Genomic DNA, 26,508 nt, shown 5'->3' with positions numbered 1-26,508 from the left:
CATGGACTTCTTCAAAAAAAAATTCATAATTCCCATTGTCGCTTCGGCATTTCTGTTTATTGGAACCAGTTTCAAAGACGATTTTTTCGAAATTGCCAAGCAAATCGAGATATTCACCACACTTTTCAAGGAATTGAACCGGAATTATGTCGATGAAACGAATCCTGGGGAACTAATGGATAAGGCCATAAAAGGAATGCTGGCTAATTTAGATCCGTACACCGTGTATTTTAACGAGCAGGATGTGGTGCGATTCAAAATAAACAACACCGGGGAATATACCGGAATAGGCGCTTTACTGACTCGGAAAGAAGACAAATTAATCGTCAAGGAACCTTATAAAGATTTTCCTGCCGACAAAGCAGGTTTAAAGGCCGGAGATGAAATTATTCAGGTGGGCGATGTACTTTTGTATGATTTTAAAGATGAAGCTTCTCAGCTTTTTAAAGGTACTAAAAACACGAAAATTGACGTCAAATACATTCGTCAGGGAAAAGTAAATACAACACAGATTATTCTGGACGAAGTCGAAATCAAATCAGTTCCCTTTTTCGCAAAAATAGACGACAAAACGGGTTACATCGTATTGTCGCATTTTAACAAAAAAGCATCCTTGGAAACCAAAGAAGCTTTGGAACAACTCAAAAAAGAAGGTGCGGAACGCATTATACTAGATGTACGAGATAATCCGGGCGGACTATTGAATGAAGCCGTAAATATTTGTAATTTATTTGTTCCAAAAAATGAGATAATTGTTACTACAAAATCAAAAATAGAGAAACACAACAGCACCTACAAAACGACCAAAGATCCTGTAGATACTGAAATTCCTTTGATTATTCTTGTTAACGGCCGTAGTGCTTCGGCATCAGAAATTGTCGCTGGCGCACTTCAGGATTTAGATCGCGCTGTGGTGGTGGGAAGCCGCAGTTTTGGAAAAGGACTCGTGCAAAGACCGGTAGATTTAACGTTTGGAACGCAGCTAAAAGTAACTATTTCTCGTTATTACACGCCATCCGGAAGATGCATTCAAGCTTTGGATTACTCTCGAAAAGACAAAAATGGAATGGCAATAAAAACAGAAGAGAAGAATTTCAATGCTTTTAAAACTAGAAAAGGAAGAACCGTTTATGATGGTGGAGGAATTCAGCCGGATGTGGAAATGGAAGAAACAAAATCTAGTCCAATTACGAATGCTTTGCTTCGCAACGACGGGATATTCAACTATGCCACGGCGTATTATTATAAAAATCCGAATTTAGGAAATAAGATTCCGGTTATATCGGATACAGATTATTTAGATTTCAAACAGTTCTTGAAAGTGCAGAAATTCTCTTTTGACACCGAAACGGAATTGGCTTTGAAAAATACTTTGGCTGTAGCCAAAAAAGAAAAACTGGACGAATCAATTCAGGCAGAATACCAACAATTGCTAGCCGCACTCCAGAAAAGTGAAAATGCTTTATTGGACAAAAACCAAAAGGAAATCAAAAACCTGATGGTCGATGAAATCATCAAACGCTATCAATATCAGGAAGGATTGTATCACTATTACACCAAAAACAACTCTGAAATTAAGAGATCAGTAAGTATTTTAAACAACGCAGACTATAAAACAATTTTGAAAATGTAAATTAATTGCGTTGCATCTCAATATGTGGAATATCGTCTTCCAGATACATTTCACTCGTTTGCACAAATCCATGGCTTTCATAGAATTTTTTCAGATACAACTGTGCTCCTATAGTGATTTTGTTTTCGCCAAAATGATGTGCAATTCCTGCAATTGATTCCCGCATCAAGTCATGCCCCCATTTTCTGTCGCGGTAATTTGCATCAACCGTTACTCGGCCAATTGAGGCATTGTCAAAACTGATTCCCGGCTTGAAAAGTCTGGAATGTGCGACAATTTTACCTTCAAATTCTCCAATAAGATGCAAAGCCACTTTGTCCTTTCCATCAAGATCGAGGTAAACACAGTTTTGTTCCACCACGAAAATCTCGCTTCTCAAACGCAGTAAATCGTATAATTCGTGAACAGAAAGTGCGTCAAACGCCTTTATTTTCCATTGTATTGCCATGCCTTTTGTATGTTTTTTAGAATGCAAATAAAAGAAATTTAAGATTACCTTTTTGCAACAACAACTGATTTTATAATGGATTCCAATTCATGCATCAAATCTCGTTTGTCTTTTGAAGGCGCATAACAAAATCCTTCTAAAACTAAAATTCGGTTATAATCGGCATCTATGATAGCATAATTGATGAAAGGTCCGGACATAAAATCATTGTTCAACTGCCAGGTTCCCTTAGTTTCAAAGGTTTCTTTCCCATCCAGATTAATCTTAAAAAGGTACGGTGCGTACGCCTCTTCAGTAATCATATTCGTCTCCAGTTCCTTTCCGCTAATGTATAGTTTCCCAATGGAATCGCGCATTTTGATGATACCGGAAATTAAATCAGCCTCTTTTTTGATTGTGTTTAAGGGAACCTGATAGATTAAAAGGCTGGTATTTCCACCGATGAGTTCCTTCTTTAGCCACATAAAATTGCTTTTTTGAAGCACGTAAGCGTAACCGGACGGAATTTGTAATGAAACATGGAATTTATTTTCAATTACTTTAGGATCTATTAATGACTGCCTGTTTATTCTTTGACTTTCGGCTATTTCAGATTCTTTGATTATCTGAATCATTTGGGGAGCATTTTTTTCGATGCAATCGATAATATCTGTTGCTGTTTTACCCGAAATATGAAATACGTTTTGAGGGGATGCGTATTGATTTTTTCGGATTTCGAACTTGTTTTCTTCCGCTTTTTTGACCACAATAATCGCTCTGGTATCCGTCATGAATCCTTCTAAAAGCTTGACTGGATATTGATTGATATTGAATAAAGGTTCTTCTTGAGGCAAACCTATTACTGGCGATGCAAATTTGTTTCGGATGCTGTCCCCAATATCTCCATTCCACAACTGATCATCAATAATTACAGAAATAGTGTTGATTTTACCGGTCGTTTTACGCGGTAACTGATCATTTTCTTTTTTACAGGAAAACAATAGTAGCGCAACGAAAAGAAATAAAAAATGGGCTTTATTCATTATAATTCAATTATAAAATAAAACCCAAATTTATAGAAGTTTCTTCTATTATCCGTTAATTTTTAACTTCATTCCGGGTTTAATATCTTCACTGCGAATACCATTCCATTTTTTTAAGTCGGAAATGGTTACACCAGGGTGCTTTTTTGCGATACTAAACAAAGAGTCTCCTTTTTTAACATAATAATCAGCGCTTAATTTTTTAGCTGCTGAACTTGCATTTGATTTACTCTTGAAGGAATTAACTGTTGCTTTATCCGTGATAATCGCAAGTTCATCTTTGGCAACAATTAATGTTTTACCAATAGTAATCGTGTTGTCAGGTAAATTATTCCATTGTTTCAAATCAACGACTGAAGCTCCGAATTTACTGGCAATATTACCTAAATTATCTCCTTTCAAAACCACATATTCAATGTCTTTTCGTTCTGGATTTAAAGTCAGCTCTTTCTTAGAATCCAACCCAGTTTTGGCAATTTGTAATGACGTTCCGTAGTGTACCGTATCATTTGAAAGTCCGTTCCATTCTTGAATTTCGGCAACCGTCACTTCGTATTTTTCAGCAATACTTCCCAAGTTGTCTCCTTTTTGAACCACATAAAGTGTAGCGGAATCCGTTGTTAATGGTCCTGAATTAGTATTTATTTTTTCTTCTTTACCGCTTTTTGATTCAGAAGCCAATAAAGACTTGTTTTTTGAGACTACGGTATCAACCTTCGGTTCTTCCTTGATTGATCGAGCAACACTCTGACTTGTTATAATTTTCAGGCTTTTGCCATAAGTAAGCGTATTACTTTTCAGGTTATTCCATTTCTTAATTTCGGAAATAGAAACATCGTATTTATTGGCTACAGCCGATAAATTGTCGCCTCGTTTTACTTTATAATAAGAAGCTTTAGGCTGTATTGTGCGCTGAATCGTATAACTGGAAGTATCCTTTTCTACTATTGCTTTTGATACTTGAAAGGGTCTTTCGCGTTGGTCCAATTCATATTGTGTATACGCATAAATTTGATCTTCATTAGACGCAAAAACAGCAATTTTTTCTTGAGGTAATCTTAAATAATGATTTTGGTCGTGATAAAACGGAATCACATTCAGTTTATACGACGGATTCAAAACTTGCAATTGAACTACGGGAACATCCAACAAATCAGATATTTGCTTGAAAGTCATTTGCTTCTTAATCATTATGGTGTCCGTGGCAAAATGTTTGATTGCTGCTCTATTAGGAACAATTCCGTGTTCTTTATGGTATTCATAAATGTACATCGTTGCGAGGAAAGCCGGGACATATCCCTGTGTTTCTTTAGGAAGATTTTTTCTGATGTTCCAATAATTTTGCTGACCGCCGGAGCGTCTGATTGCTTTTGAAACATTCCCAGGGCCTGAATTATAGGAGGCCAAAACCAAATCCCAGTCACCAAATATTCGGTACATATTAGTCATATATTGGGCAGCTGCTTCACTGGCTTTCAAAGGATCACTGCGTTCATCCACATAGGAATCAATCTTTAATCCATACTGTTTTCCGGTTTGATACATAAATTGCCACAATCCGGTTGCCCCCATTTTAGAGACTGCTTTAGGATTTAAAGCGGATTCTACTATGGCTAAATATTTTATTTCCAATGGGACATTTTGTTTGGCTAAAGCCTCTTCAAAAACAGGAAAATAATACTCTGAAACCGCCATTAAACGTTCAAAAGATTTTTTTCGATTCTTCAAAAATGATTTGATGATGTTTTCTAATCCTTGATTGTATTCAATATTGAAAGGCGATTTCGCATCCATTGCAGCCAATCTTTCTTTGAGAAGTTCGGTTGATAATTCGTACTCAATTTTCTCATCGATATTAACATTCTTAATATCATCCGAAATGGTGTTGTACAAATCTAAATTAGTCAATTCCTTCATCCACAAACTATCTACGCAAGCGGATAAATCGTCTTTTACGAACGTTTTTTTAATGGAATCTAAGTAGGATAATTTTGTTTCAAATCTTGAAATTTCTTTATTTTCAAAACTTTCTTGAGCAAACAATTGCGACGATAACAGCAGCAAAAGTGATAATGTGGTATTTTTTATATTCATATTTTTACGATCAAAGACCTATATTACAAATGATTACAAAGCTTGTTTTTACAAACTTAATAGGTTTAAACTAAAAATTTCTATAAATATTGTTAAAAATGCAATCTTTGATTCATTTGCGAATAATTTTCGTTGTTTTGAAAGGCAAAACCACTTTAAAAAATCAAATTCTGAAATTTCACAAAAAAACCTCAGCAATAAGTACTATCGCTAAGGTTTTCTTTTTAATCCTGATTCCGTTTTTTGATTTTTAATTAGTACCAATAAAACGGTTTATAATGATTTTTCAATACAAGTATTAGTCTAAAATAGCTGCAATTCCAGGCAAAGTTCTACCTTCCAGCATTTCTAGCATCGCTCCTCCACCGGTAGAAACGTAGCTTACTTTATCTTCCAATCCAAATTGTTTAACTGCCGCTACTGAATCACCTCCACCTACAAGAGAGAACGCTCCGTTTGCAGTAGATTCTGCAATAAAGTTACCCAAAGCAATGGTTCCGTTGGCAAAATTTTCCATTTCAAAAACACCTAATGGTCCGTTCCAAAGAATCGTTTTAGATTCCATGATTACTTTTTTGAAGTTTTCCAATGATTTTGGACCTGCATCCAAACCTTGCCAACCGTCAGGAATTTCTTTTACATCAACGATTTTTGTTTCGGCATCATTTGAAAATGCATTTGCCGCTACAACATCAACAGGAATATGAATTTGAACCCCTTTTTCTTTAGCCAAACGCAAAATTTCCAAAGCTAATTCTTGCTTGTCATCTTCACAGATAGAATCGCCAATTTTACCGCCTAATGCTTTCACAAACGTAAAGGTCATTCCTCCACCAATAATCATGTGGTCAACTTTATCCAGAATATTCTCGATAACGGTTATTTTAGAAGACACTTTAGATCCACCAAGAACTGCTGTTACCGGTTTTTCACTGTTTTTCAAAACTTTGTTCAAGCTTTCAATTTCTTTGGCCAATAACAATCCAAAACATTTCTCCGTTGGGAAAAACTGTGCAATAATTGTAGTTGAAGCATGCGCTCTGTGTGCTGTTCCAAAAGCATCGTTTACATAAATATCACCAAGTGACGCTAATTCTTTTGCAAAAGCAACATCACCCGCTTCTTCTTCGCCATGAAAACGTAAATTTTCCAATAATAAAACTTGCCCAGCCTCCAATTTTTCAGCAGCTGTTTTAGCATCTGGACCAACGCAATCAGAAACAAATTGAACAGGTACACCAAGAACTTCTGAAGTTGTTTTTAGTATGTGTTTCAAAGAATATTTTTCTTCCACTCCTTTTGGTCGGCCTAAATGCGACATCAAAATTACACTTCCGCCTTGAGCAAGAATGGCGTCAATAGTAGGTTTTGCCGCTTCTATACGAGTAGCATCCGTTACATTGAAATTTTCGTCCAAAGGCACATTAAAATCAACACGAATTATGGCTTTTTTATTTGCAAAATTGAAATCACTTAACGTTTTCATCAGTCTGTTTTTTAGTTTGTTTTTTTTTGAAAGAGTAACAAATATAGAACTTTTTAAGTAGTATTAAATTAGAGAAAACCATATAAAATCAATTTTCAGCAACGAAAACGATGTAAATTATAAAAAGCTACATTCGATTTTATAAATATCTTTAATGCACCCAGAGTATCAAAAAACGCTTCAAAAACTCATTTAAAGGCTTTTTAAGGAATTTAAAATGCAAAACAAAGAGAATAAGTTGCTTTGTACTTTATGTCTTTCATGAGTTGCAAAGTATTCCATTATCTGTTCCCGCAGTCGAGAACTATTATGACCTCTCGACTGCGCTCAATGTAAAAAAAATCATTACAAATTAATGGTATACGGTGTAAAACTGTTTTAAGCAAAAAATCCGACACGCTAAAAAAACGTATCGGATATATTCTTAAAAAAAAGAAGGTTCTTAGTCGTGAACCGGACTTTGAGTACAAGGACAGTCACTGATTCCCTGAAGAAAATCCAATCCTATCGTAACCACATGTGTTCCTGAATTGTATGCCGAAAGCTCGTTAAGAGTCACCTGATAGGAATACCCAAAATAGAAATTAGACTTCTTAAAACCAACCATTGGCCCTACATTTAGTGGCTTTCCTATTTGATCATTCAAAAATCGATACGATATTCCACCCCAGTAGTAATCATCATAACGATTATATTTTCGGTACTTAATATTGATATCGGTACTGGAACGTCTGTCACTGGCAAACAATTGGTAGTAAACTGATGGTTCAATCTCTGCTCTATTATTACCGCTGTTTCTAAAAACATATCCGGAATACACCTGATAGTTTCTCAAAAGACTAGGTTCTATACCGCTAAAATTGTCAATGTCTTTATCTAAAATATTACTGGCATTGAAACTTAAATAAAAACTTTTGTTTCTATAGAGTAACCCTACATCAAAATTATTATTCGAAACAAACCTATTATTAGTAATTGCTGGATCGAAATCTATAGGATCGAGTGCATTTACATCAATCTTAAAATTATTGATATTGTATGAAATACCAAAAGATAAATATTGTTTAGAATAATAGTCGAGGATGATGTGATGGGCAAATGAAGCCTTGGCACCGGTTTGTCTGGTATTCCCATTTTTATCATTGTAGAGCGATACACCTACTCCAGATTGATCTGCAATCCTAAAATCTGCGTAGACGGACTGATTGTTCGGAGCGTCTTTGATACCTACCCACTGGGTCAATCCGTTAGCTCTGATTCTAAGGTTATCTCCAATCCCGGCAAATGTGGGTGAAATAACAAAAGGATTGTCCGCTAAGTATTGTGTAAAAACGGGCAAATTTAGCTCCTGACTGTAACTCGAAGCTACAGTCAAGAGAAAAAATGATACTATAATTTTTTTCATTTTAATAATTTTATTTTGAGATAACATAAGCCCTTCCGTTTACCATTATCTGTACAATGTGAAATGTCCAACAAATTCACGTGCATCTTTCACGTCTCTGATTTTAATGACGTACCAGTAATCCCCTGAAGGTAATTCGGTACCATTGTATTTACCGTCCCAAAATTGACCTTCTCTGTACGAACCTAATTTTCTACCGTATCTGTCAAATACATCATATACTAAATCCTTATAGTTAATCGTATTGGTAGGTGCCCAAGTATCATTATTACCATCTCCATTTGGTGTAAATACATTTGGAATTTTGATATCAATAAACTCAAAATATCGGGTCGCAGTTGCCGTACATCCATTTACATCTGTAACAGTTACTGTATAATCTCCAGATTTGTAAATAATAAAGTTACTTTTATTACCGTACGATTCTCCGTCTAACGTGTATTGGTAATTTCCACCACCACCTGTGGCAGTAGCTACAATTTCGTTTAAGCCACCATCCGCAAGGGTCAATGTTAATGGATCTACTTGTAAAACGTCAAATACAACTTGTTTGATACATCCGTTAGTATGTCTTACGTCTATCGTGTGTCGTCCTGCCGTTAAATTAGTAAACACATTACTGGCTTGGAACGTTGTTGATCCATCTAATGCATAATCTAGATCCGCTGGCAAGTTACTGGCATCTACCGTAACTGTTACGGAGTTGCTGGCACTATTATTAACACAATCGTAATTTACAGTCGCCTTTGGGTTTAATGTCACCGCTTCTCCTAAAATCACGGTATGTTCCGAGGTACAATTATTAGTATCACGAACATAAACAATATGCTCACTTCCTGATAGATTAGCAAAATCAAATTGCGTTTGACCAACGATTCCTAGAGTGTATGTTCCGTTTACATCATCAAGACTTACGCTGTAAGGAGCGCTTCCTCCAGTAATATTGATACTAAATGCACCATCAGCATCACCCGCGCATACTTCCGGAATCTCTGTACCCGGGATAGTAGTCACGATAATAGAATTTGGCTCAGTAATAACTACTCCAGTTGTGTATATATAGCAACCGTTCTCATCCTGAACAATATAATCATAGCTACCCGGTTTTAAATTATCAAAAATATTAGACTCAAAAAACTGGTTTAAATCCGGTGAAATAGCATATTTTATAATTCCTGTTCCACCAGAAGCCGTTATCACAATTTTTCCGTCGCCTTCACCTGCACATGTAATATTAGTCACTGCATGACTTTCTGTAAGAGGGAAATCCGGTTCTGTGATGATCACTGGAACTACAGTTCGTGCCTCACAATCCATACTGACTACATTTACCAGATACGATCCTGCCGGAAGATTTGTGAAATTCCCTGGAGAAGTTTGCACCGGTGTAAATGACAATGCGTTACCAGCCCCGTCCAATAAAGTGTAAACATAGTTTCCTAAACCACCTTGCGCCGTAGCTACAATTACTCCCGATCTATCTCCTTTACAGTTGATAACTGCATTTTGCCTATTTACATCAATCACTAAATCAGGAATTTTATCAATCGTGATGTCATTAGAAACCACACTAACACAGCCATTGGCATCACGTACAAAATATCGATACGTGCCTACAGGTACATTAGGTATAGTCGTAGCTGTCGCAAAAGTACCAAACAGAAGTACGTTCGATGATGGTGTAAAAGTACCGTCAGCACTATACGTATATGTTCCTGTTCCACCAGTTGCACTCAAGGTTGTGCTAGATAAAATATCACACGTTTGTGCAGTAGCCACTACCAAATTCGTAACAACGGCTAATGGTTCCCTAATTTCAATAGGTGTGGTAGAAGTCGTTCCACAACCCCAACCATCGGTTACGGTCACGGTGTACGTTCCCGCACCTAAATTGGTAAACACTGGATCCGCCTGTGGTCCTGAACTAATCATTGGCGTAGCCGAAGTGGTATTCAAGGTGTACAAATAATTGGTGCCTTGTCCTCCTGTTACTGGTAAAACCACGGTAATACTAGCATTTGTATCGCCTTTACACAATAATGTCGCATTGGTAGTAGTGGTTGTGAAAGCAATTGGTGTTGGGTTATTCAAAACTACTGTCGTGAATACTTCACAACCTTTAGAATCTCTTACTTTTACCACATAATTTCCAGCAGTCAAGCCGATAAAAGTACTAGTCGTACTCCAATCAGAAACAACTGTTCCTGCCAAGGTTTCTTCCAATCGGAATTCATAACCACCTGGCCATCCACCGGTAGCGGTAGCCGAAATTGAACCGTCATTGTTACCTGCTACACAAGTAATTTCAGTATGCGTTTTATCGATTACTAAAGCTTCATTAGGCCCTCCAATCGTAAAGTTTTTACTTACGGTACAGAACGGCGTGTTCGTCAGCGTTGCTGTAATCATAAACGTACCCGCAGGTAAACCATTGAGGGGTATTGGTCCAAATGTTAAACTACTAGTCATTGGTATCACCACTACTGGCGTTAATGGATTCGTAATATTATAAACCGTATAATCAAACGGTCCTGCATTGTCCACTGGTGAAGGCACTCTATCAATTAAAGTCACTCTAGCACTTCCGGAAGTATCATTTAAACAAGTTACAGCTACCACATTGTCAATGGTCAAGTCGAAAGTTTCAGGATTATTAACGTAATGTACACCGATGATTTCACAATTGGTCAATAGATTTTTAACCGTGATAAAATAATTACCTACGGGTAAATCAGTGAATATTCCAGTTTTATTGGTTTGTTTTGGATAAAGTCCTCCTTGTATTCCTGTAGAAGCATCAATATCTACTACAGTATATTCTAAATCAGCAGCTCCTGTTCCTATTGTAGTAGCCGAAACAGTAATATCTTCTGTTTTAGGAGTACAAGTGATCGGACGAGTAACATCCACCACCACTTTATCCAACTGTACATAAGGATTAATAATTATTGCAGTCGTTGTAGTACCTTCACATCCTTTATCATCATACACATTTACGATATAAGAACCTCCAGTTAAGTCTCCTTCGGTGTAGACATTGCTGGCACCAAATTGAACTTGTGTATTTGTTGGCGTTCCTACTTTAATAAACTCATAATTCAAGTACGTTCCTGAACCTCCTGATACTCCTGTTACCGTAATGGTAGCTAAGTTCCCTGTATTGTCTGTTGTACAACCGAATTGTACTGGAACTATAGCTGGTACTAGAATTGGATCTGGCTGAGTAACATTAATAATATCTGATTCAGAACACAATCTTCCTGAAGTTACGGTTACAGTATAACTACCCGCCGCTAAACCGCTGAATAAAGGTGAAGGTTGTGTTCCCGTTGCTGGAATAGTCACTGCTACTCCACCTGTAGTAGTTCCCGTCAAACTATAAGTATAAATTGGATTATTATTCACAATCAACGTTGGCGTAGCCATGTTAACGGTAATCGTACCATCCGATCCTCCGTTACAAGTTACATCGGTTGGGTCTAATACAAAATCAATGTCGGTATTAGGTAATAACATAATCACATCTGCTGATTTAACACAACCTGTTGCTATATCTCTTACGTAGAATGTATAAGGAGCGATTCTTGCTTGCAAACCACTAAACATATTAGAAGAGCCATAAGTAGTACCATCGTCACTATATTCATAATTAGCTACAATAGCAGATCCTTTACTAGCCGTTAGAGTCACCACACCGTCTGGATTCAAGCAAGTAGATAAGGTAGTAATTTCTGCTAGCAATTGCAGTGGTTCAAAAATCTTTACCGGTACAGCTGTTTGATTAATACAACCATTAGCATCTCTTACAAAAACATCATAATCGCCAGGCGAAGTAACAGATAATGAAGACGATGTTCCAAAACTATTGCCATCCAAACTGTATTCCAAAAGACCTACGCCTCCAGCACCCGATGCATTAATCGTATATCCCGTTGCAGACGCACATTGACTAGCTGCACTTGCTGTAACAGTTGGCACTGGATCTAATGAAATAGGTTTTGTTATAAAACGGAAACATCCGTTAGCATCTTTTACATATACGTCGATTAGATCAGGTGATACAGCTGTTGCTGATGTCGCAATTGTTTTGGTTTTTGAAGGAGAGTAGAATCCTATTGGACTTGTTCCAGTAGGCACAAAAGCAAATTCAAAGCCCGGCGTTCCGCCCACAATAGTGGTATCATCAACAGTAAGCACTGCTCCTGTAGTGTTACAATTTTGATTTTTAACGTTAACAATAAGATTAGTCAAATCTAAAGCCAATGGCTCAGTAATGGCCACAAGATTAGAAGTAACTGTACAACTTGGATACGCCGTTTGGGCAATCACTACAGTGTAATTATTTCCTGCAACTAAACCGTGAGGAAGTACAAATGGATTAGTTGAGGTATTTCCTGAACCTGTAAATGCTGTTGCAACACCACCTAACCATATAGTATAATTATAAGGACCAGTATAGTTGCCAATATTAATTTCAATAGCACCCGTTGCATTTGTAGCACAATCTACATTTGCAGCAGCGCTAGCCGTTACGGTCATGGTATTGAATACTGGAACGGTGTACGCATTTGAAATAATACTACAACCTGTTGTGTTGTCCGTTATTTTAAATTCATAAAAACTTCCTATTGATGTAGCAGGATAACTAATCGTATTTCCTGTTGATGGATTTACAAGTACATAAGCTGTACCATCTATAGAAACTTCGTATTTAAAATCATTTGGTAAAGCACCACCTGAAACAACTACATTAATAATTTCTGTAGGCGTGTTACAATCTGCTTGAGTACCTAAACTCGCTACAGCCGACACCAATTTAGGGAATGGAGCAATTGTAATTGGAACAGAACCTACACAACCATTCGCGTCTTTAGCAAAAAAAGTTAGGTTTTGTGTAGCACCTTTATCTATAACATCAAAAGTATTGGTAGATGACCAATTGACATTATCTCTACTAAAAGTATAATCTGCAAGCACTGTACCTGCTCCACCACTTGCCGTAACAGTAACCACAGTAGCATTAAGTGTATTGGTTGGAGAACAAGTAAAGGCTAAAGCTGATGCCGAAGCTACAACTGGAGTCGGATTAACAATAGTCTCTGAATCTGTAAACTCACATAATTTAGCATCTCTAACAATATAATTAACTGTTCCTGCAGCAAGTCCAGTAAATTCATTGGAATCTTGCCAAATCGTTCCTCCATCAATACTATATTCATAAGGTAGAACCCCACCAGTAGCCGTAATTTTGATAGCACCATCTGCTACGCCTACACAAGTTGGTTGCGTTACTGTAGCAGTTGCAGCTGGATTAACTTTAGCTGCAATATCTACAACCGTGCTTTCAACTGTACAATTATTTAAATCTGTAATTCTAAATTGATACGTACCCGCTGTTGTTACAGTATATGTAAATGACCTAACATCATTAGCAAAATTAACTGGTGCTAAATATGGCGCGCCATTGATAGATACTTCATATCTAAAATCAGGTGTAGTATCAGATGATGTAAATAATCCATCCGATACGGTCACTGTAATTAATCCATCTGGCGAAGTTGTACAATCTAACTCTTTGGTGCGTTCTGCAATTACAGATAATTTTTTAGTCAACGTTACAGTTGCACTATTAGAAGTACAACCATTGGCATCTATCACAACAATTGTTTGAGGCCCTGAACTCAAACCAATAACAGGATAAGGGAAAGAGATCACATCTTCGTAATCGCCTCCGTTTACCGAAATCTTGTATGGACCTACACCAGGTGAAGTTAAAGTTACATCTACTGCAAAAGCTCCTTCAACTGCACAAACATCTAGTACTGTTAAATCAATAACTGGTGAAGGATCTAGTAGTACATTTACCGGATCACCTATAATACAACCATTACTGTCTTTCACCCAAACATAATAACTTCCTGACTGTACATTAAACGTACTAGGTGAATCCCATAAAGGATCATTAGCCGCTGGAGCTGAAATTGAAGCATTTAGAATAAAACGATAAGGCGCAGTTCCACCATTTGCAATAGCTACTATTTCACCCGCATTTACATTACAGTTATCATTTTTAGTAGCAGTAACATTTAAATCCAAAAGAACTGGAGACTCTGTTATGGTAAAAACAGCAGATGCACTAGTACAACCATTGTTCGTTCCACCAACTTCGGTAAACGTAATATAGTACTGTCCTGGCGTTAAGCCTGCCGGAGATGTTATTGTTGACGGAGCTGCTGTTACTACTGATCCTGTGATTCCGGTAGAAACATTGGTTTGGTTCCTAAATATCTCGTAATTAACAGTAGTTGAAGTATAATTATCTAAAGTAAAGGTTACGCTACCTGTAGCAGTACCTGTACAGGTAACATTATTCTCCACGATAATATTAGACGTCAATGGAGTTGCTGGAGTTACAGCTCCCGTAGCAGTCTGGAAATAATAGCAGTCAGTGTTTTTGTCATAAACAACAAAGGTATACACTACACCTGGGGTAAGGTTTGTAAATGTTCTTTTTAATGGATCGGTAGAATCCGGCGGTAACAAATTGGTTGTAAACGGGGCAGTTGTTTGATCATAAATTCCAAAATAATAATCAGGAGTAGTTGGTGCCAGAGCTGGTATTACTTCTACAAATATAGTCGCCCCATTTGTACAATCAGCTGTTGTTGCTGTATTAATTACCAATAAATCAGGTGGAGGAAGCACTTGTATGTTACTTACAGATTTAGAACAGCCTCTAGAATCTGTTACTACAAGTTCAAAATTACCAAAACTTAAATTATCAAAAGTATAGCTAGTAGCTCCACTAGGATCAGAATGAGTAACTACGGCTCCAGTGGTAAGATTCCTTAACACATAGTTAATAGTACCAACTCCATTTGTAATTGCACTAACAGTAATCGAACCTAATTTAATATCTAAATCACACTTCATGTCAACTTTTGACACCATGTAATCAATTTCTAGCGGTTGATTTACAATTGCAAATCCTGGAAATTCACACCCTTTACTATCTCTCACGATGTAAGGATAACCAGTTACTGGAGAAGCTGCCAAATTAGAATATGAAGAAATTGATGAAAAAGCTGAACCATTAAAACTATATTCAAATGGAGCGAGACCAGCTATCGGGTTTATAGTTACTGCACCATTTCCTGATTGAAAACAAGTTAAGTTTGTCACCGTTGCTGTAGCGTTAACCGCTGTTGGTGTATTCGTGTTAACAATATTCGTTACTCTAATACAACCATTTGCATCTGTAATTTCAAATTGATATGATTTTCCAGTAGTAATTCCAGTATCAGTGTAATTAAATGTTGTTACTGCAGAAGTCGTTGGTGCACCATAACCAAGAGCATTAATATTAACTCTATATGAAAAGGGAGCTCTTCCACCAAAAATGGTTACTCTAATAGTAGCTTCTTGAGAAGGTGAGCAAGTAATGTCTTTCGTTCTAACAGCCGTTGCTGTTAATACTTCACTAACAGTAACTGTTTCTGTATCAATACATCCAAAAGCATCTCGTACCGTAATAGTATAATTGCCTGGGGCAACGTTGAACGTATTCGATAAAGTCCCAGTTGGAGCAACACCCGTATTGATAGAATACGTATAAGTACCTGAACCTCCCGTGGCTGTAGCTACAATTTCATTTGTATTTCCTGCAACAGAACATGCGGCAGTAACTGTTGGAGTTACTTCAAGTGCGGTGTATGATGCAATTGTAAAATTTATTGAACGGGAACAACCCCCTACATCTGTAACGGTAGCGGTATAATCACCAGCGGCCAGATTGTTAAAAGTTCTAGTTGTTTGATTTACAGGAGCCACTACAGGTACTGTTCCTGTTACTGTATAACTATTAGATCCCCATCCACCAGTTGTATTAATAGTGATACTTGCTGTTAATGCAGTACACGTAATAGGTGAAATAGTTGGAGGCGTAATAGCTAATGCTGCACTTGGTGCTGCTACAGTTACTGAGGCAGTCGTGGTACATTTAGTATTGTCATTAGTAATCAATAAAACATGTGCTCCTGCAGCTAAACCAGGGGCTAAAATATCAAATGTAGTTCCTGTAGCTGGTGAAGTTCCTGTAGTTGCAAGTAAAACGCCATCTATAGTATAAAAATAAGGTGTATTGTTAACAAATCCACCAACAGTATAACGAACAGATCCATCGCTATCACCAAAACATGTTACATTATTTACCACTACTCCACTAGCGGTAAGCGTAGGCAATACTGGTACAGAATAGTTTGTAGCGAACATACAATTTTTAGCATCTCTAACTTCAAAACGATAGGTTACTCCTGGATCTAGATTAGTAAAAGTAGCACTTGTTTGATACGTTGTTGTTGCTGCACTAGCTGGCGCAATAATTCTATATTCTAGTGGTAATGAACCGCCTGTTACGCTATCAATTGTAATGGCTGTTTTATTAGCTGTACAAGTTACCGCGGTATACGTAAACGTCATAGCCGTTGGCGGTGTCAAAGCAGCAATCACCATAGCTGGAGTAGATGTAATAGAACATCCTTTGGCATCGGTAACTGTTACGGTATAACTTCCTGCAACACTCAAATTAGGGAAAACTCCTGTGGTGTTTGAGGCTACTGTTGTAGCGCCTCTAGTTAACACATACGTATATCCTCCATTTCCTTGAGAAGCCGTAGCGGTTATTGTTGCGTTACTAGTACAAGTATAAGGTGTGCTAACATTAGCAGTTACGGTTATTGGTGTAGGTTCAAAAACAGTAGCTGTTCCATTAAAAATACATCCTTTGTTGTCTCTAATTTGATAAGGGTAAGAAGTTCCTCCCACGGATCCAGACAATGAACCATAGGTTACTGTATTGGTAAAAGGTAAAATACCATTAAAACTATAAGTAAAAGGAGCAACTCCAGTTAGGGCTTGTAAAGTAACACTTCCGTTGTTTAATGTCTCACAGGTTTCATTGGTCACTATTGCATTACCAGTTACCGCGACTTTTGCATTAATAGTAGCAGAGGTGTTGGTTATACAACCAATAGCATCTGTTATTTGAAATTGATAAACACCCGAATCCCCTGTAGTATAGGTAAAACTAGCGCTATTCCCAACAGGTCCAGCAAGAGTTCCTGTAGTCTGCCCCGATGTTAGTAGCACGTTAAATGGTGCCGTTCCACCAAAAATGGTCCCTGAAATAACTGCTTTATCGTTAGGCGCTGGATCACAATCCAGATCAGTAGTCACAGGAGCATTAGCGGTTAACTTATCATTAATCACTTGTTGCATTGTTTCAGCAGGACAACCATTACTATCAGTTACTCTAAAAACATAACTACCCGTTACAGCAGCATTGTGCGTAAATGTTGGTCCAGTAAACGTTGCGCTAGAACCACTAAAAGTTCCACCGTTTAATTGTGTTTGGTAACTATATGGTGCAAGGCCTCCAGAAATATTTACAGTTATTTGAGCTCCTGTACTGGGATCAAAACAAAGTGCTGTGCTAGGAACAATTGCCGCGGTTATCGCTGGTGGTGCTGTAATGGTGATTGGGAAACCAACCGTAGTCGCACAACCGTTGGCATCTTTCACGTAGATCCTATAATCTCCGGTACCAATATTAGTAAAGGCAGGATTGTTATTAAAAGCAACCACAGGAGTCGCTGATTCTACTAACGCTATTACTTGACGCAATTCGTACTGATAGGCTGGTGTACCTCCTGTAGCCACGGTTGTAATTTTAGCCCCAGTAGTACATGTTGCTGCTGTTTTAGTGGCATTGACAACAATTAGATCTGGTTGTGTAATAGTTACTGGGGGAAATTTTTGAGTACAAGCCGTAACGGTTGACCCTACAGGTCGAATAGCTACGGTATACGTATTTGGATCTAAACCAGAAATCTTGTGAGGCGAAGTAGTTAAAGCAATACTCCAATTTGTTCCATTATCTAGGGAATATTGGTAGCCTGTAACTGCGTCAAAATTAGTAGCACTAATAGTGATTTCGCCATTTTTCAAACCGTTACACGTTACATTTTTAGTTCCTGTAATTTGTGCAGTAAAGGCTTTTCCTGTTGGCACCACGACTGTGAAATCTTCCGTAGAGAAACAAGTTTTTGGTAATTGGTATACTCTAATGTCATCAATAGCCACATCGTTACCATTGGTATTACTTTTATTAGAACGAATAATAAAGGTTAGCGTGGTATTATTTCCAGGATTAAGCGTTATTGGCGTTTTAGGATATTTTTCCCATAATTCTGTTTTAGGAATATCGCCTGTTGTAAAAGTAGAGATTTCATTTCCAGTTGCATCAACCAGAGCTACAGCTAAACTTGCATTTATTTGACCATTGCCCTTTACAAGCAGATTCTTTGCATAGAGCTCAAAATTAATGGGTTGATTGGGTATGATGTCATTAATTACTTTTTTATAAATCACATCTGTGGTAGAAATTTTGTTTCCTAAGTTCACCACTAAGCATCTTCCTTTGGCTGTAGGAGGTACCGTTTGAGGAGTATGATCTCCTGGTTGCACCCAAGCACCAACATAAGGTTGCACTATTCTAGCGGTTACGGAATAATCACCATCTTCAATTACAATACTACTTTTACATTTGAAGGCAGCAACTTGACGTTCAAAACAATAAAAAGTGGTGTTGATTCCAGGAGATTCAGTGTCCTCTCCATACCCAAAGTTTTCAAACAACAAATTACTAAAGGTAGGCACGGCATTCAACTTGTACTCTACTTTAACTGCATGTGGTCCAGGCTTAACGTTAGTAAATACATTATTAGTAATAGGGATATTAGCTGAGCCATCCATATAATAATTATAAGTATAAGTAGATCCTCCAGGGTTAGCCACCGTCACGGTACTCGTAGCAGTACCATCACAATTAAAATCTACCGGAGTGTCTACTTTGATTTCAGGGGCAGCTGGTTCAACTTCTATTGTAACGGGCGCACTAAAAATACATTTATTGGCATCTCTAACATAAAGCGTGTAAGTTCCTGGCGCTTTGTAGGCATCATTTACCAGGGTCCAATCAGATGGATTCGTTGGATTATTAAAATTATATTCGTAAGGCGCGACACCTCCTTGTGGATTAGTGATACGTACTTTACCATAGTTTTTATTTGGAGCTACTCCACAACCGGCAAGTTCCGAAACTCCCATGGAGGCGGTTACCGCCTCTGCGGGTTGGGTAATAGTAATGGCGGGTTTTGTCTCGAAGCAATCCACACCACTCAAGGTATATCGTAAAACAGGGGTATACGTTCCTGGGGCTAAGCTAGAAAACGTCCCATTGGTCACATACGGTGTTGCTCCATTGTCAATACTATACGCCAAGGTGTAGCCATTGGCATTGGTCACATTAAATTTGATTTCTCCCGAGTTAGATCCGTAACATAAAATGTTGGTTCCCGCAACGGTATAAATAGGTTTAGGGTTGGCGTTGATCGTAATGTTCGGGATAGTGTAGGAGCAGTTATTTTTATCTACAACTCTGATGGAGTACGTACCCCCTGGACTAGGAATAGGAAATACATTATTAGTTACAAACGGTGCTCCATCGATAGAGTAATAATAAGGTGATGTGCCACCTTCTGGAGTTACGGTCAATTCTCCGTCATTGCAAGTAATAGGTTTTGTAATGTTAACCTTAGCGCTCAATGGAGTGACTGCATTAATTACAATAGTTTGTTTACCTGAACAGCCATTCTCTGTAATGGCTTCTACATCATAACTACCAGGACTCAAATCATCAAAAGTGTGCTTATTGTCTAATTTTAGACCAGAAGTATTGATAGGAATGGTTCCACCAGTAACGTAAATATTAAACTTATATTGTGGTTCCACATCATTAGCAACTACTAAAACATCTCCTTTGTCCCCATAACATCTAGGCTGGGAAGCATTAGCGGTAACGGTAAAATTTCGTTGACGAATGTTTATATTTTTTACTTCAAAAATACAAGCCTTGCCCACTATTCCTGTCTGTCTTATATACACTTTATATGCGTTTTCAGTAGTGATAGAAAAAGTATTAGAACTTTGATAATTTGTACCATCAATACTGTATTCATATCCTGTACTTGGTACGTCATTGACAATAATTTTCCCTGGAGTGGTACAAATAATATCTGTAGCGTCAACTTTTGGTTTTAAAGTATTTTGATAGACATTGAAATAAAATCGGTTAAAACAACCTCCATCATAATTAATTGTTACACGGTATTGTCCCGCAGCGTTTGCCAGAAAATTAGGGCCATTAGGTCCTGCAGAAGTCCAAGTACAACTCAAATCTTCATTGGCACACAAATCAGATAAATTTGCGGGTATAGCTGGGCAAGTAGTGGTTTCCCAAACAATACTACTGGTGCCTGTAATCCCTGTTGTAATGCTCCTAGAATCATCTAATCCACATAAAAATATTTTGGGTAAAGCCTTACCATTATTGGGACACACAGTGATGGTTCCATCGGGATTTTTGTTATCGGCAAATGCAATAATTGGATTTACAACGGTCCCTCCGAAAGGAGACACTGTAAAATCCTCTTTGTAATCCGTACATGGTGCGTTACCTACAGCGTACACTTTGTACACTCCCGGTTGTGTTACTGTAACAGTTTCGGTAGTAGCGGTAAACCCAAAAGGGCCCGTCCACGAATAACTCGCATATCCAGCAGGACCCGTAAGTATTTTAGTCGCTTGGCATAAAATTTGACTTTGCGTAAACAAACAATCATTTACTCCCACTAAAAAGTTAGTGGGTTGTGGTGAACCTAAATTACAGGTTGTAAATTTTGAAATACTAGGGTCATCTGTTATTTGTGTGGGATTAACTACTCCTTTGTAGGTAGCATACGCTGAGTTTTTTATGACATTGTTACAACGATCCACTAATGCATTACAGTTAGGTGCCACCTTTACTTTAAACCGAATTGCAGATCGAACAAAAGGTGGTCCAGGTGTTAAGTTCTTTATGACTAAGGCATCTGGAATATTAAAAATCAATGTTCTGGTGATCGCATTATAAGAATGGGTAACTCCTGTGGGTAATGATGTACCATCAATATCATCAGGATAAATAAAATCAACATTCTTAGGCAAAATGTCTTTGATAGTAAAACCCGTGGCATCATCATTCCCTTGATTTTCAAAACCAATGACATAGTTTAATTGTTGTCCTAATATAACATTAGCATTACTCGCGTCTGCCCCTTTATCGTCAAATACTTCTTTGGTCAGCAAGATGGTAGGCTCTATAATATCTACGGCAAAAGTGGTTACAAAAGCACCATAGCCATCTCCGGTTGTAGTTAATCTTAAAGTTGCACCTGTTTCACCATTAGGAACTACTGCATTAAGAGCATTAGGAACGATAACATTATCAATATCAAATCCGAGGGTATTAGTACTTTTTGGTAATCTGTTCAGTATATGCGAACCCTCATTAGAAATAGTTGCATTAAAGAAATTATTTGCAGGATTCCGAGCATCACTAATAGCAGTAAAAAGTGTAGGGACTGTTAATGCCTTGAATTGAAAGGTATCTCCATTACCACCCCCATCACCTTCAAGTGCTGCTACTCCAATTTTTGCATTAACAGGAAAAGGAGCCGGTAACGTTTTAAAACCACTGATTTGAAAATCTACTGATGGAAGATATCCTGGTGTGTTTACATCTGGATTCACTCCCACATAACCATCAAAAATCGAAATAAATTTACTAGGAACTGTGGGACTTTCATATACAACAACCAAGGTCCATCCACCTGCGCTACCACCATCTCTCTTACCTCTTGCTGCTCTTACATTACCTACAGTATATTCACCGTCAGCATCTGTTAAGTTAGCAACTAGTGAAGTTACGTCTTTAAAACAAACATAAGGGGAATCTTTAAAGGAATTCGATACATTTGGTCCATTGTATTTGTAGCCATCAAAAATAATTTGGTCCGCAACTAGATCTAAATAGGAAGTTGCATTAGGAATTTTAAATTTAATTTTATCAAAATTTTGGTCTCTTAATGAGCCTTCATATTTTGCTCCAGAATTAGTACTTCTATCATAAGGATAAATTGCAGACCAGTATAATCCAGCAAAAACAATTTTCTTACAACTGTTGTTAATTAATAAATTTGCGGTACTTGAACTAAACGTACTATTATCCGTATCTATATCAATGTATTCAACAAAAAAACTATTATTATTATCTCCAACAGTATTAAAAGGAAGATTGGCTTCTGTTGTCAATGCCGCTAAATTGGTTACAGAACCGGTGTAGGCTACTCCATTTACAGGAGCTGCTGGACTAAAAATTGCAGGATTAGTGTTAGCGTCTTTAGCTCCCACCTTATTGATAACTGTGTTTCCAATTAAGAGGACATCCCCTTTAACTTTCAAATATTTGTTTCCATTACCGTCATTGAGTCTGGCATCAAAAACTTTTCCAATCTGCCCATACGATGTTTGCCCTATTAAAATTGAAAAGGCAAACAATAAAATTAGCTGCAAAGCAAATCCTCTTTGAACCTGCTTAGCATTTGCAATGACAGGTGTTGCATCCTTTCGGGACAATAAAAATGATTTTATGAAAATAATCGCAGTATTAACTAAAGATACTCTTTTCAAAAAAGTAGTTTTTTTCATGGTATTAGTTTATTTGGGTACTTGCTTGATTTTCATTCAAAAAAAGGGAATTTCCTCCAAGCAAATTATATGGTATTTAAAAAATTTATATTGCTATTTAATTAAACGTAACACTCCTTCATTCCCTTTCTAATTAGAAATTGCGGAATCATCTTTAATGGCAAATACTATCCTAAAACAAGTTTAGAATAGCATCAGACCCAATTCATAATTTATGATAACCCATTGTATGCTATTGCTTTTATTCCTATCTGCCGTATTAAAGGCCTAAACGTTCTATTTTGTTGTTAATTCTCTACGCGCACCAGAACCATTTTTCCGTTATAAGGCTTACTACCGCGGGATTCCAGTGTTCTAGTTGCTTCTTGTAAATTGTCGAATTTATCCGAATAGATGAAATAATTCGTTGATTTAACATCGTAGAAAAAATTAATTTTTGGCTCTCCCGAAGCCACTGTTTTGGTAACAAAAGAATCTCTTTTGGCAACGTCAGCATGAACTGCAAGCACTAAATAATATCCAGTTTCTACGTTTTTAATGTTCTTAATAATTTGCATATTCATCTGCTCATTACCATAATCAAAATCTTCTGGTTTAAGTTTTGTTGTGCTAACTTTTGTTGTTTCTTTAATACGTTTCAACGTCTCTTGATCTTTCTGATACCTACTGTCCTCATTTTCAAAGTTGGCACGTTTTATTCGACGTTTCTTCTCTATTTCCGTTTCAATTTTAATTTTCTCTAATGACGTAATTAAATTAGTATTGGATTGTTCCGCTTTTAGTTGTTCCGCTTTCAACATGTCTATCGTTTTCAAATAGCTTTGTGTGAGTGCATCCTCTTTGTTTGGTACTTTTTTAATACGCTCTTCATATAAGTTTTTAAACGTGCTCAGCAATTGATTTTGGCTTTTATTAACCTGGTCAATTTCTGATTTTAAAGATTCCAATGCGCTATTTTCAGCGGAAACACTCTTAAATTCTTTTGGAGCACTTGCAATTCCTTTATCACTTAAATCATTTTCCGTTTTTAAGTCATTCAGTTCTTTTTCTTTTTGATTCACTTTTTCATTCAACTGATTTAATAATTGTAGCTGTGTCTTTCTGGCATTATCTAATGTTTCAGCTACATTATCCATCGTTTTTGCATTCTCATCCTTCGGTTTTGCTTTGGCTTTTGCATCGGCAGCTAATCTCGCATCGGCGTCAGATTTGGCTTTAGCATCAGCGGCCAATTTAGCAGTTTCTGCATCTAATTTCGCTTTGGCATCAGCAGCTAATTTCGCATCAGCGTCAGCTTTTGCTTTAGCATCAGCGCCCAATTTAGCACTTTCTGCATCTAATTTCGCTTTAGCATCGGCAGCTAATTTTGCTTTTGCATCGTTGTCAGCTTTCGCTTTAGCATCAGCGGCAAGTTTAGCAGTTTCTGCATCTAGTTTTGCTTTAGCATCGGTAGCTAATTTCGCATCGACGTCAGCTTTCGCTTTAGCATCAGCGGCAAGTTTAGCAGTTTCTGCATCTTGTTTGGCTTTGGCATCAGCAGCTAATTTTGCTTTGGCATCGGCGGCTAATTTCGCATCGGCGTCAGCGGCAAGTTTAGCAGTTTCTGCATCTTGTTTGGCTTTGGCATCAGCAGCTAATTTTGCTTTGGCATCGGCGTCAGCTTTCGCTTTGGTATCAGCAGCAAGTCTAGCAGTTTCTGCATCTAGTTTCGCTTTAGCATCGGCGTCAGCTTTCGCTTTAGTGTCAGCAGCCAATTTAGCAGTTTCTGCATCTAGTTTTGCTTTAGCATCGGTAGCTAATTTCGCATCGGCGTCAGCTTTGGCTTTAGTATCGGCAGCTAATTTTATTTTTGCATCGTTGTCAGCTTTCGCTTTAGCATCAGCAGCAAGTCTAGCAGTTTCTGCATCTTGTTTTGCTTTGGCATCAGCAGCTAATTTCGCATCGTTGTCAGCTTTCGCTTTGGTATCAGCAGCAAGTCTAGCAGTTTCTGCATCTAGTTTTGCTTTAGCATCGGTAGCTAATTTCGCATCGGCGTCAGCTTTCGCTTTAGTATCAGCGGCCAATTTAGCAGTTTCTGCATCTTGTTTCGCTTTCGTATCGGCAGCTAATTTTGCTTTGGCATCGGCGTCAGCTTTAGCTTTAGCATCAGCAGCAAGTCTAGCCCTTTCTGCATCTTGTTTTGCTTTGTCATCGGCAGCTAATTTTGCTTTGGCATCGGCGTCAGCTTTCGCTTTGGTATCAGCAGCAAGTCTAGCAGTTTCTGCATCTAGTTTTGCTTTGGCATCAGCAGCTAATTTTGCATCGGCGTCAGCTTTCGCTTTAGCATCAGCGGCAAGTTTAGCCTTTTCTGCATCTAGTTTTGCTTTCGTATCGGCGGCTAATTTTGCTTTAGCATCGGCGGCCAATTTAGCCCTTTCTGCATCTAGTTTCGTTTTGGCATCAGCAGCTAATTTTGCTTTGGCAACCGCGTCAGCTTTCGCCTTAGCATCAGTAGCTAATTTTGTTTTTGCATCCGTTGCGGTTACTGGTTGTGTTTTTGGCACCACTGGTTTAGGAGCAGTAGTTATTTTGGCATCAGCTATAGCTTTTGCTTTGGCGGCAGCATCTGCAGCAATTTTCTCTCTTTTTAATCGATTGGCTTCCAATAGTGCTTTTGACTTAGCCGCACTCTCTAATCTGGTTTGTGCAATGGCATCGGAAGTAGCCTTTGCATCGGCAAGTACTTTTTCTTTGGCTGCTTTAATTTCATTTTCTTTTTGAATCTCAGCAGTCGATTTAGGTTTGGCTTGAACAACTGCTTTTGGAGGAGCGACTTTTCGAGTTTCTATTGCAGGTATGATAGCTCCTTCTTCTTCATCATCATTATAATCTCCCTTAAATTTATAAGCCAAGACTATTTCATGGGAGGGTCCAAACTGTGTAAAACTCCCTACTGTTTTTTCGTAATTATATTCTAACGCTATTCTAGAAGTTAGGTTGAGTCCTAAACCTGCTGAAACGCCATGGAAACTGTTATAACCGGCTTGTACCCAAATCCCTTTAGGAATACTGAACATCATTAGTCCGGAAACAATTGTTTGATCTTTTTTACTTTCAGCTCTTACTAGTCCAGAAAACTTACTTTTATCAAAAAAGCCATAACTGTCTACAAAACCTGTATACATTATATGTGCTTGAATACTACGTTCCGGGTCATCTTGGACCATTTGGGAAGTTTGAAGATTATACAATACGGCATTTTTGATGGCTAAACCAAAATCAAAAAAAGCGGTCCCATAATTTATACCAGGACTTAAAGTAATTAAAGAGTTTGAGGGTATTGTTTCCAGCGAAGGATCAGGATAATTTGTCACTACTTTTCCAGTGTTGATACCACTTTTATAAAAACCTAAATTAACTCCAAAAGTCAAGTTGCTGTCTTGGTCCAAATACACATTTTGTGCAAAATTTGCAATTCCTCCAAAAGTAGTCAACACTCCATAATTCTGTTGAAAAAGTCCTAATGAAATCCCTTGATTTTCTCTAAATCGACCGGAATAACTAATTAAATACGTTTGTGGGGCATCTTCAAATTGTACCCATTCTCGTTTGTTGAAAATACTGATATACGAATTTTGTTCTCTGGCAAAACTAAAAGCTGGATTTAAAAGGAACTTGTTGAATTTGAGGGAATTTCTTACTGGAATATTAAACGAAGTCACTCCACCTTCTTGAGAATGAAGTACTTGAAGCAAACAGAAAAAAAACACAACGCTTAAAAAGATATTTTTCATG

Annotated in this window: 8 protein-coding genes; 1 reads left to right on the top strand and 7 read right to left on the bottom strand. The window is 37.6% G+C overall.

Translation table 11 applies throughout. The features are described 5' to 3' along the window. Position 1 precedes the first annotated feature (1 nt). Positions 2-1,633 (top strand): S41 family peptidase, encoded by a 1,632-nt coding sequence (locus G7A72_RS09410; protein WP_165152281.1) that lies wholly within the window; start codon positions 2-4, stop codon positions 1,631-1,633. 1 nt (position 1,634) lies between these two features. Here G7A72_RS09410 and G7A72_RS09405 read toward each other — a convergent pair whose 3' ends face one another. From G7A72_RS09405 to G7A72_RS09375, 7 genes are all read right to left on the bottom strand, one after another. Next, entirely contained in the window at positions 1,635-2,081 is a 447-nt protein-coding gene (locus G7A72_RS09405) for a GNAT family N-acetyltransferase (protein WP_165152280.1), read from the bottom strand. A gap of 44 nt (positions 2,082-2,125) precedes the next feature. Then, complete coding sequence (locus tag G7A72_RS09400) at positions 2,126-3,103, bottom strand: DUF4837 family protein (protein ID WP_165152279.1); 978 nt, start codon at positions 3,101-3,103, stop codon at positions 2,126-2,128. A gap of 48 nt (positions 3,104-3,151) precedes the next feature. Next, on the bottom strand, positions 3,152-5,197 hold the full coding sequence (locus G7A72_RS09395; protein ID WP_165152278.1) for a LysM peptidoglycan-binding domain-containing protein: 2,046 nt from the start codon (positions 5,195-5,197) through the stop codon (positions 3,152-3,154). A gap of 298 nt (positions 5,198-5,495) precedes the next feature. Next, on the bottom strand, positions 5,496-6,683 hold the full coding sequence (gene pgk, locus G7A72_RS09390) for a phosphoglycerate kinase (protein WP_165152277.1): 1,188 nt from the start codon (positions 6,681-6,683) through the stop codon (positions 5,496-5,498). 442 nt (positions 6,684-7,125) lie between these two features. Then, on the bottom strand, positions 7,126-8,088 hold the full coding sequence (locus G7A72_RS09385; protein WP_165152276.1) for a type IX secretion system membrane protein PorP/SprF: 963 nt from the start codon (positions 8,086-8,088) through the stop codon (positions 7,126-7,128). Positions 8,089-8,133: 45 nt separating this feature from the next. Beyond that, on the bottom strand, positions 8,134-22,734 hold the full coding sequence (locus tag G7A72_RS09380; RefSeq protein ID WP_165152275.1) for a T9SS type B sorting domain-containing protein: 14,601 nt from the start codon (positions 22,732-22,734) through the stop codon (positions 8,134-8,136). Positions 22,735-23,021: 287 nt separating this feature from the next. After that, positions 23,022-26,507 (bottom strand): type IX secretion system membrane protein PorP/SprF, encoded by a 3,486-nt coding sequence (locus G7A72_RS09375; RefSeq protein ID WP_165152274.1) that lies wholly within the window; start codon positions 26,505-26,507, stop codon positions 23,022-23,024. Position 26,508: the final 1 nt, after the last annotated feature.

This window comes from Flavobacterium sp. Sr18, assembly GCF_011064265.1.
GTDB lineage: Bacteria > Bacteroidota > Bacteroidia > Flavobacteriales > Flavobacteriaceae > Flavobacterium > Flavobacterium petrolei.
This window is presented reverse-complemented; position numbering and strand designations above follow the sequence as displayed.

Excerpts from the sequence above, each read along its gene's own strand:
- G7A72_RS09410 (WP_165152281.1), top strand. The coding sequence starts at position 2 with ATGGACTTCTTCAAAAAAAAATTCATAATTCCCATTGTCGCTTCGGCA.
- G7A72_RS09405 (WP_165152280.1), bottom strand. The coding sequence starts at position 2,081 with ATGGCAATACAATGGAAAATAAAGGCGTTTGACGCACTTTCTGTTCAC.
- G7A72_RS09400 (WP_165152279.1), bottom strand. The coding sequence starts at position 3,103 with ATGAATAAAGCCCATTTTTTATTTCTTTTCGTTGCGCTACTATTGTTT.
- G7A72_RS09395 (WP_165152278.1), bottom strand. The coding sequence starts at position 5,197 with ATGAATATAAAAAATACCACATTATCACTTTTGCTGCTGTTATCGTCG.
- pgk (WP_165152277.1), bottom strand. The coding sequence starts at position 6,683 with ATGAAAACGTTAAGTGATTTCAATTTTGCAAATAAAAAAGCCATAATT.
- G7A72_RS09385 (WP_165152276.1), bottom strand. The coding sequence starts at position 8,088 with ATGAAAAAAATTATAGTATCATTTTTTCTCTTGACTGTAGCTTCGAGT.
- G7A72_RS09380 (WP_165152275.1), bottom strand. The coding sequence starts at position 22,734 with ATGAAAAAAACTACTTTTTTGAAAAGAGTATCTTTAGTTAATACTGCG.
- G7A72_RS09375 (WP_165152274.1), bottom strand. The coding sequence starts at position 26,507 with ATGAAAAATATCTTTTTAAGCGTTGTGTTTTTTTTCTGTTTGCTTCAA.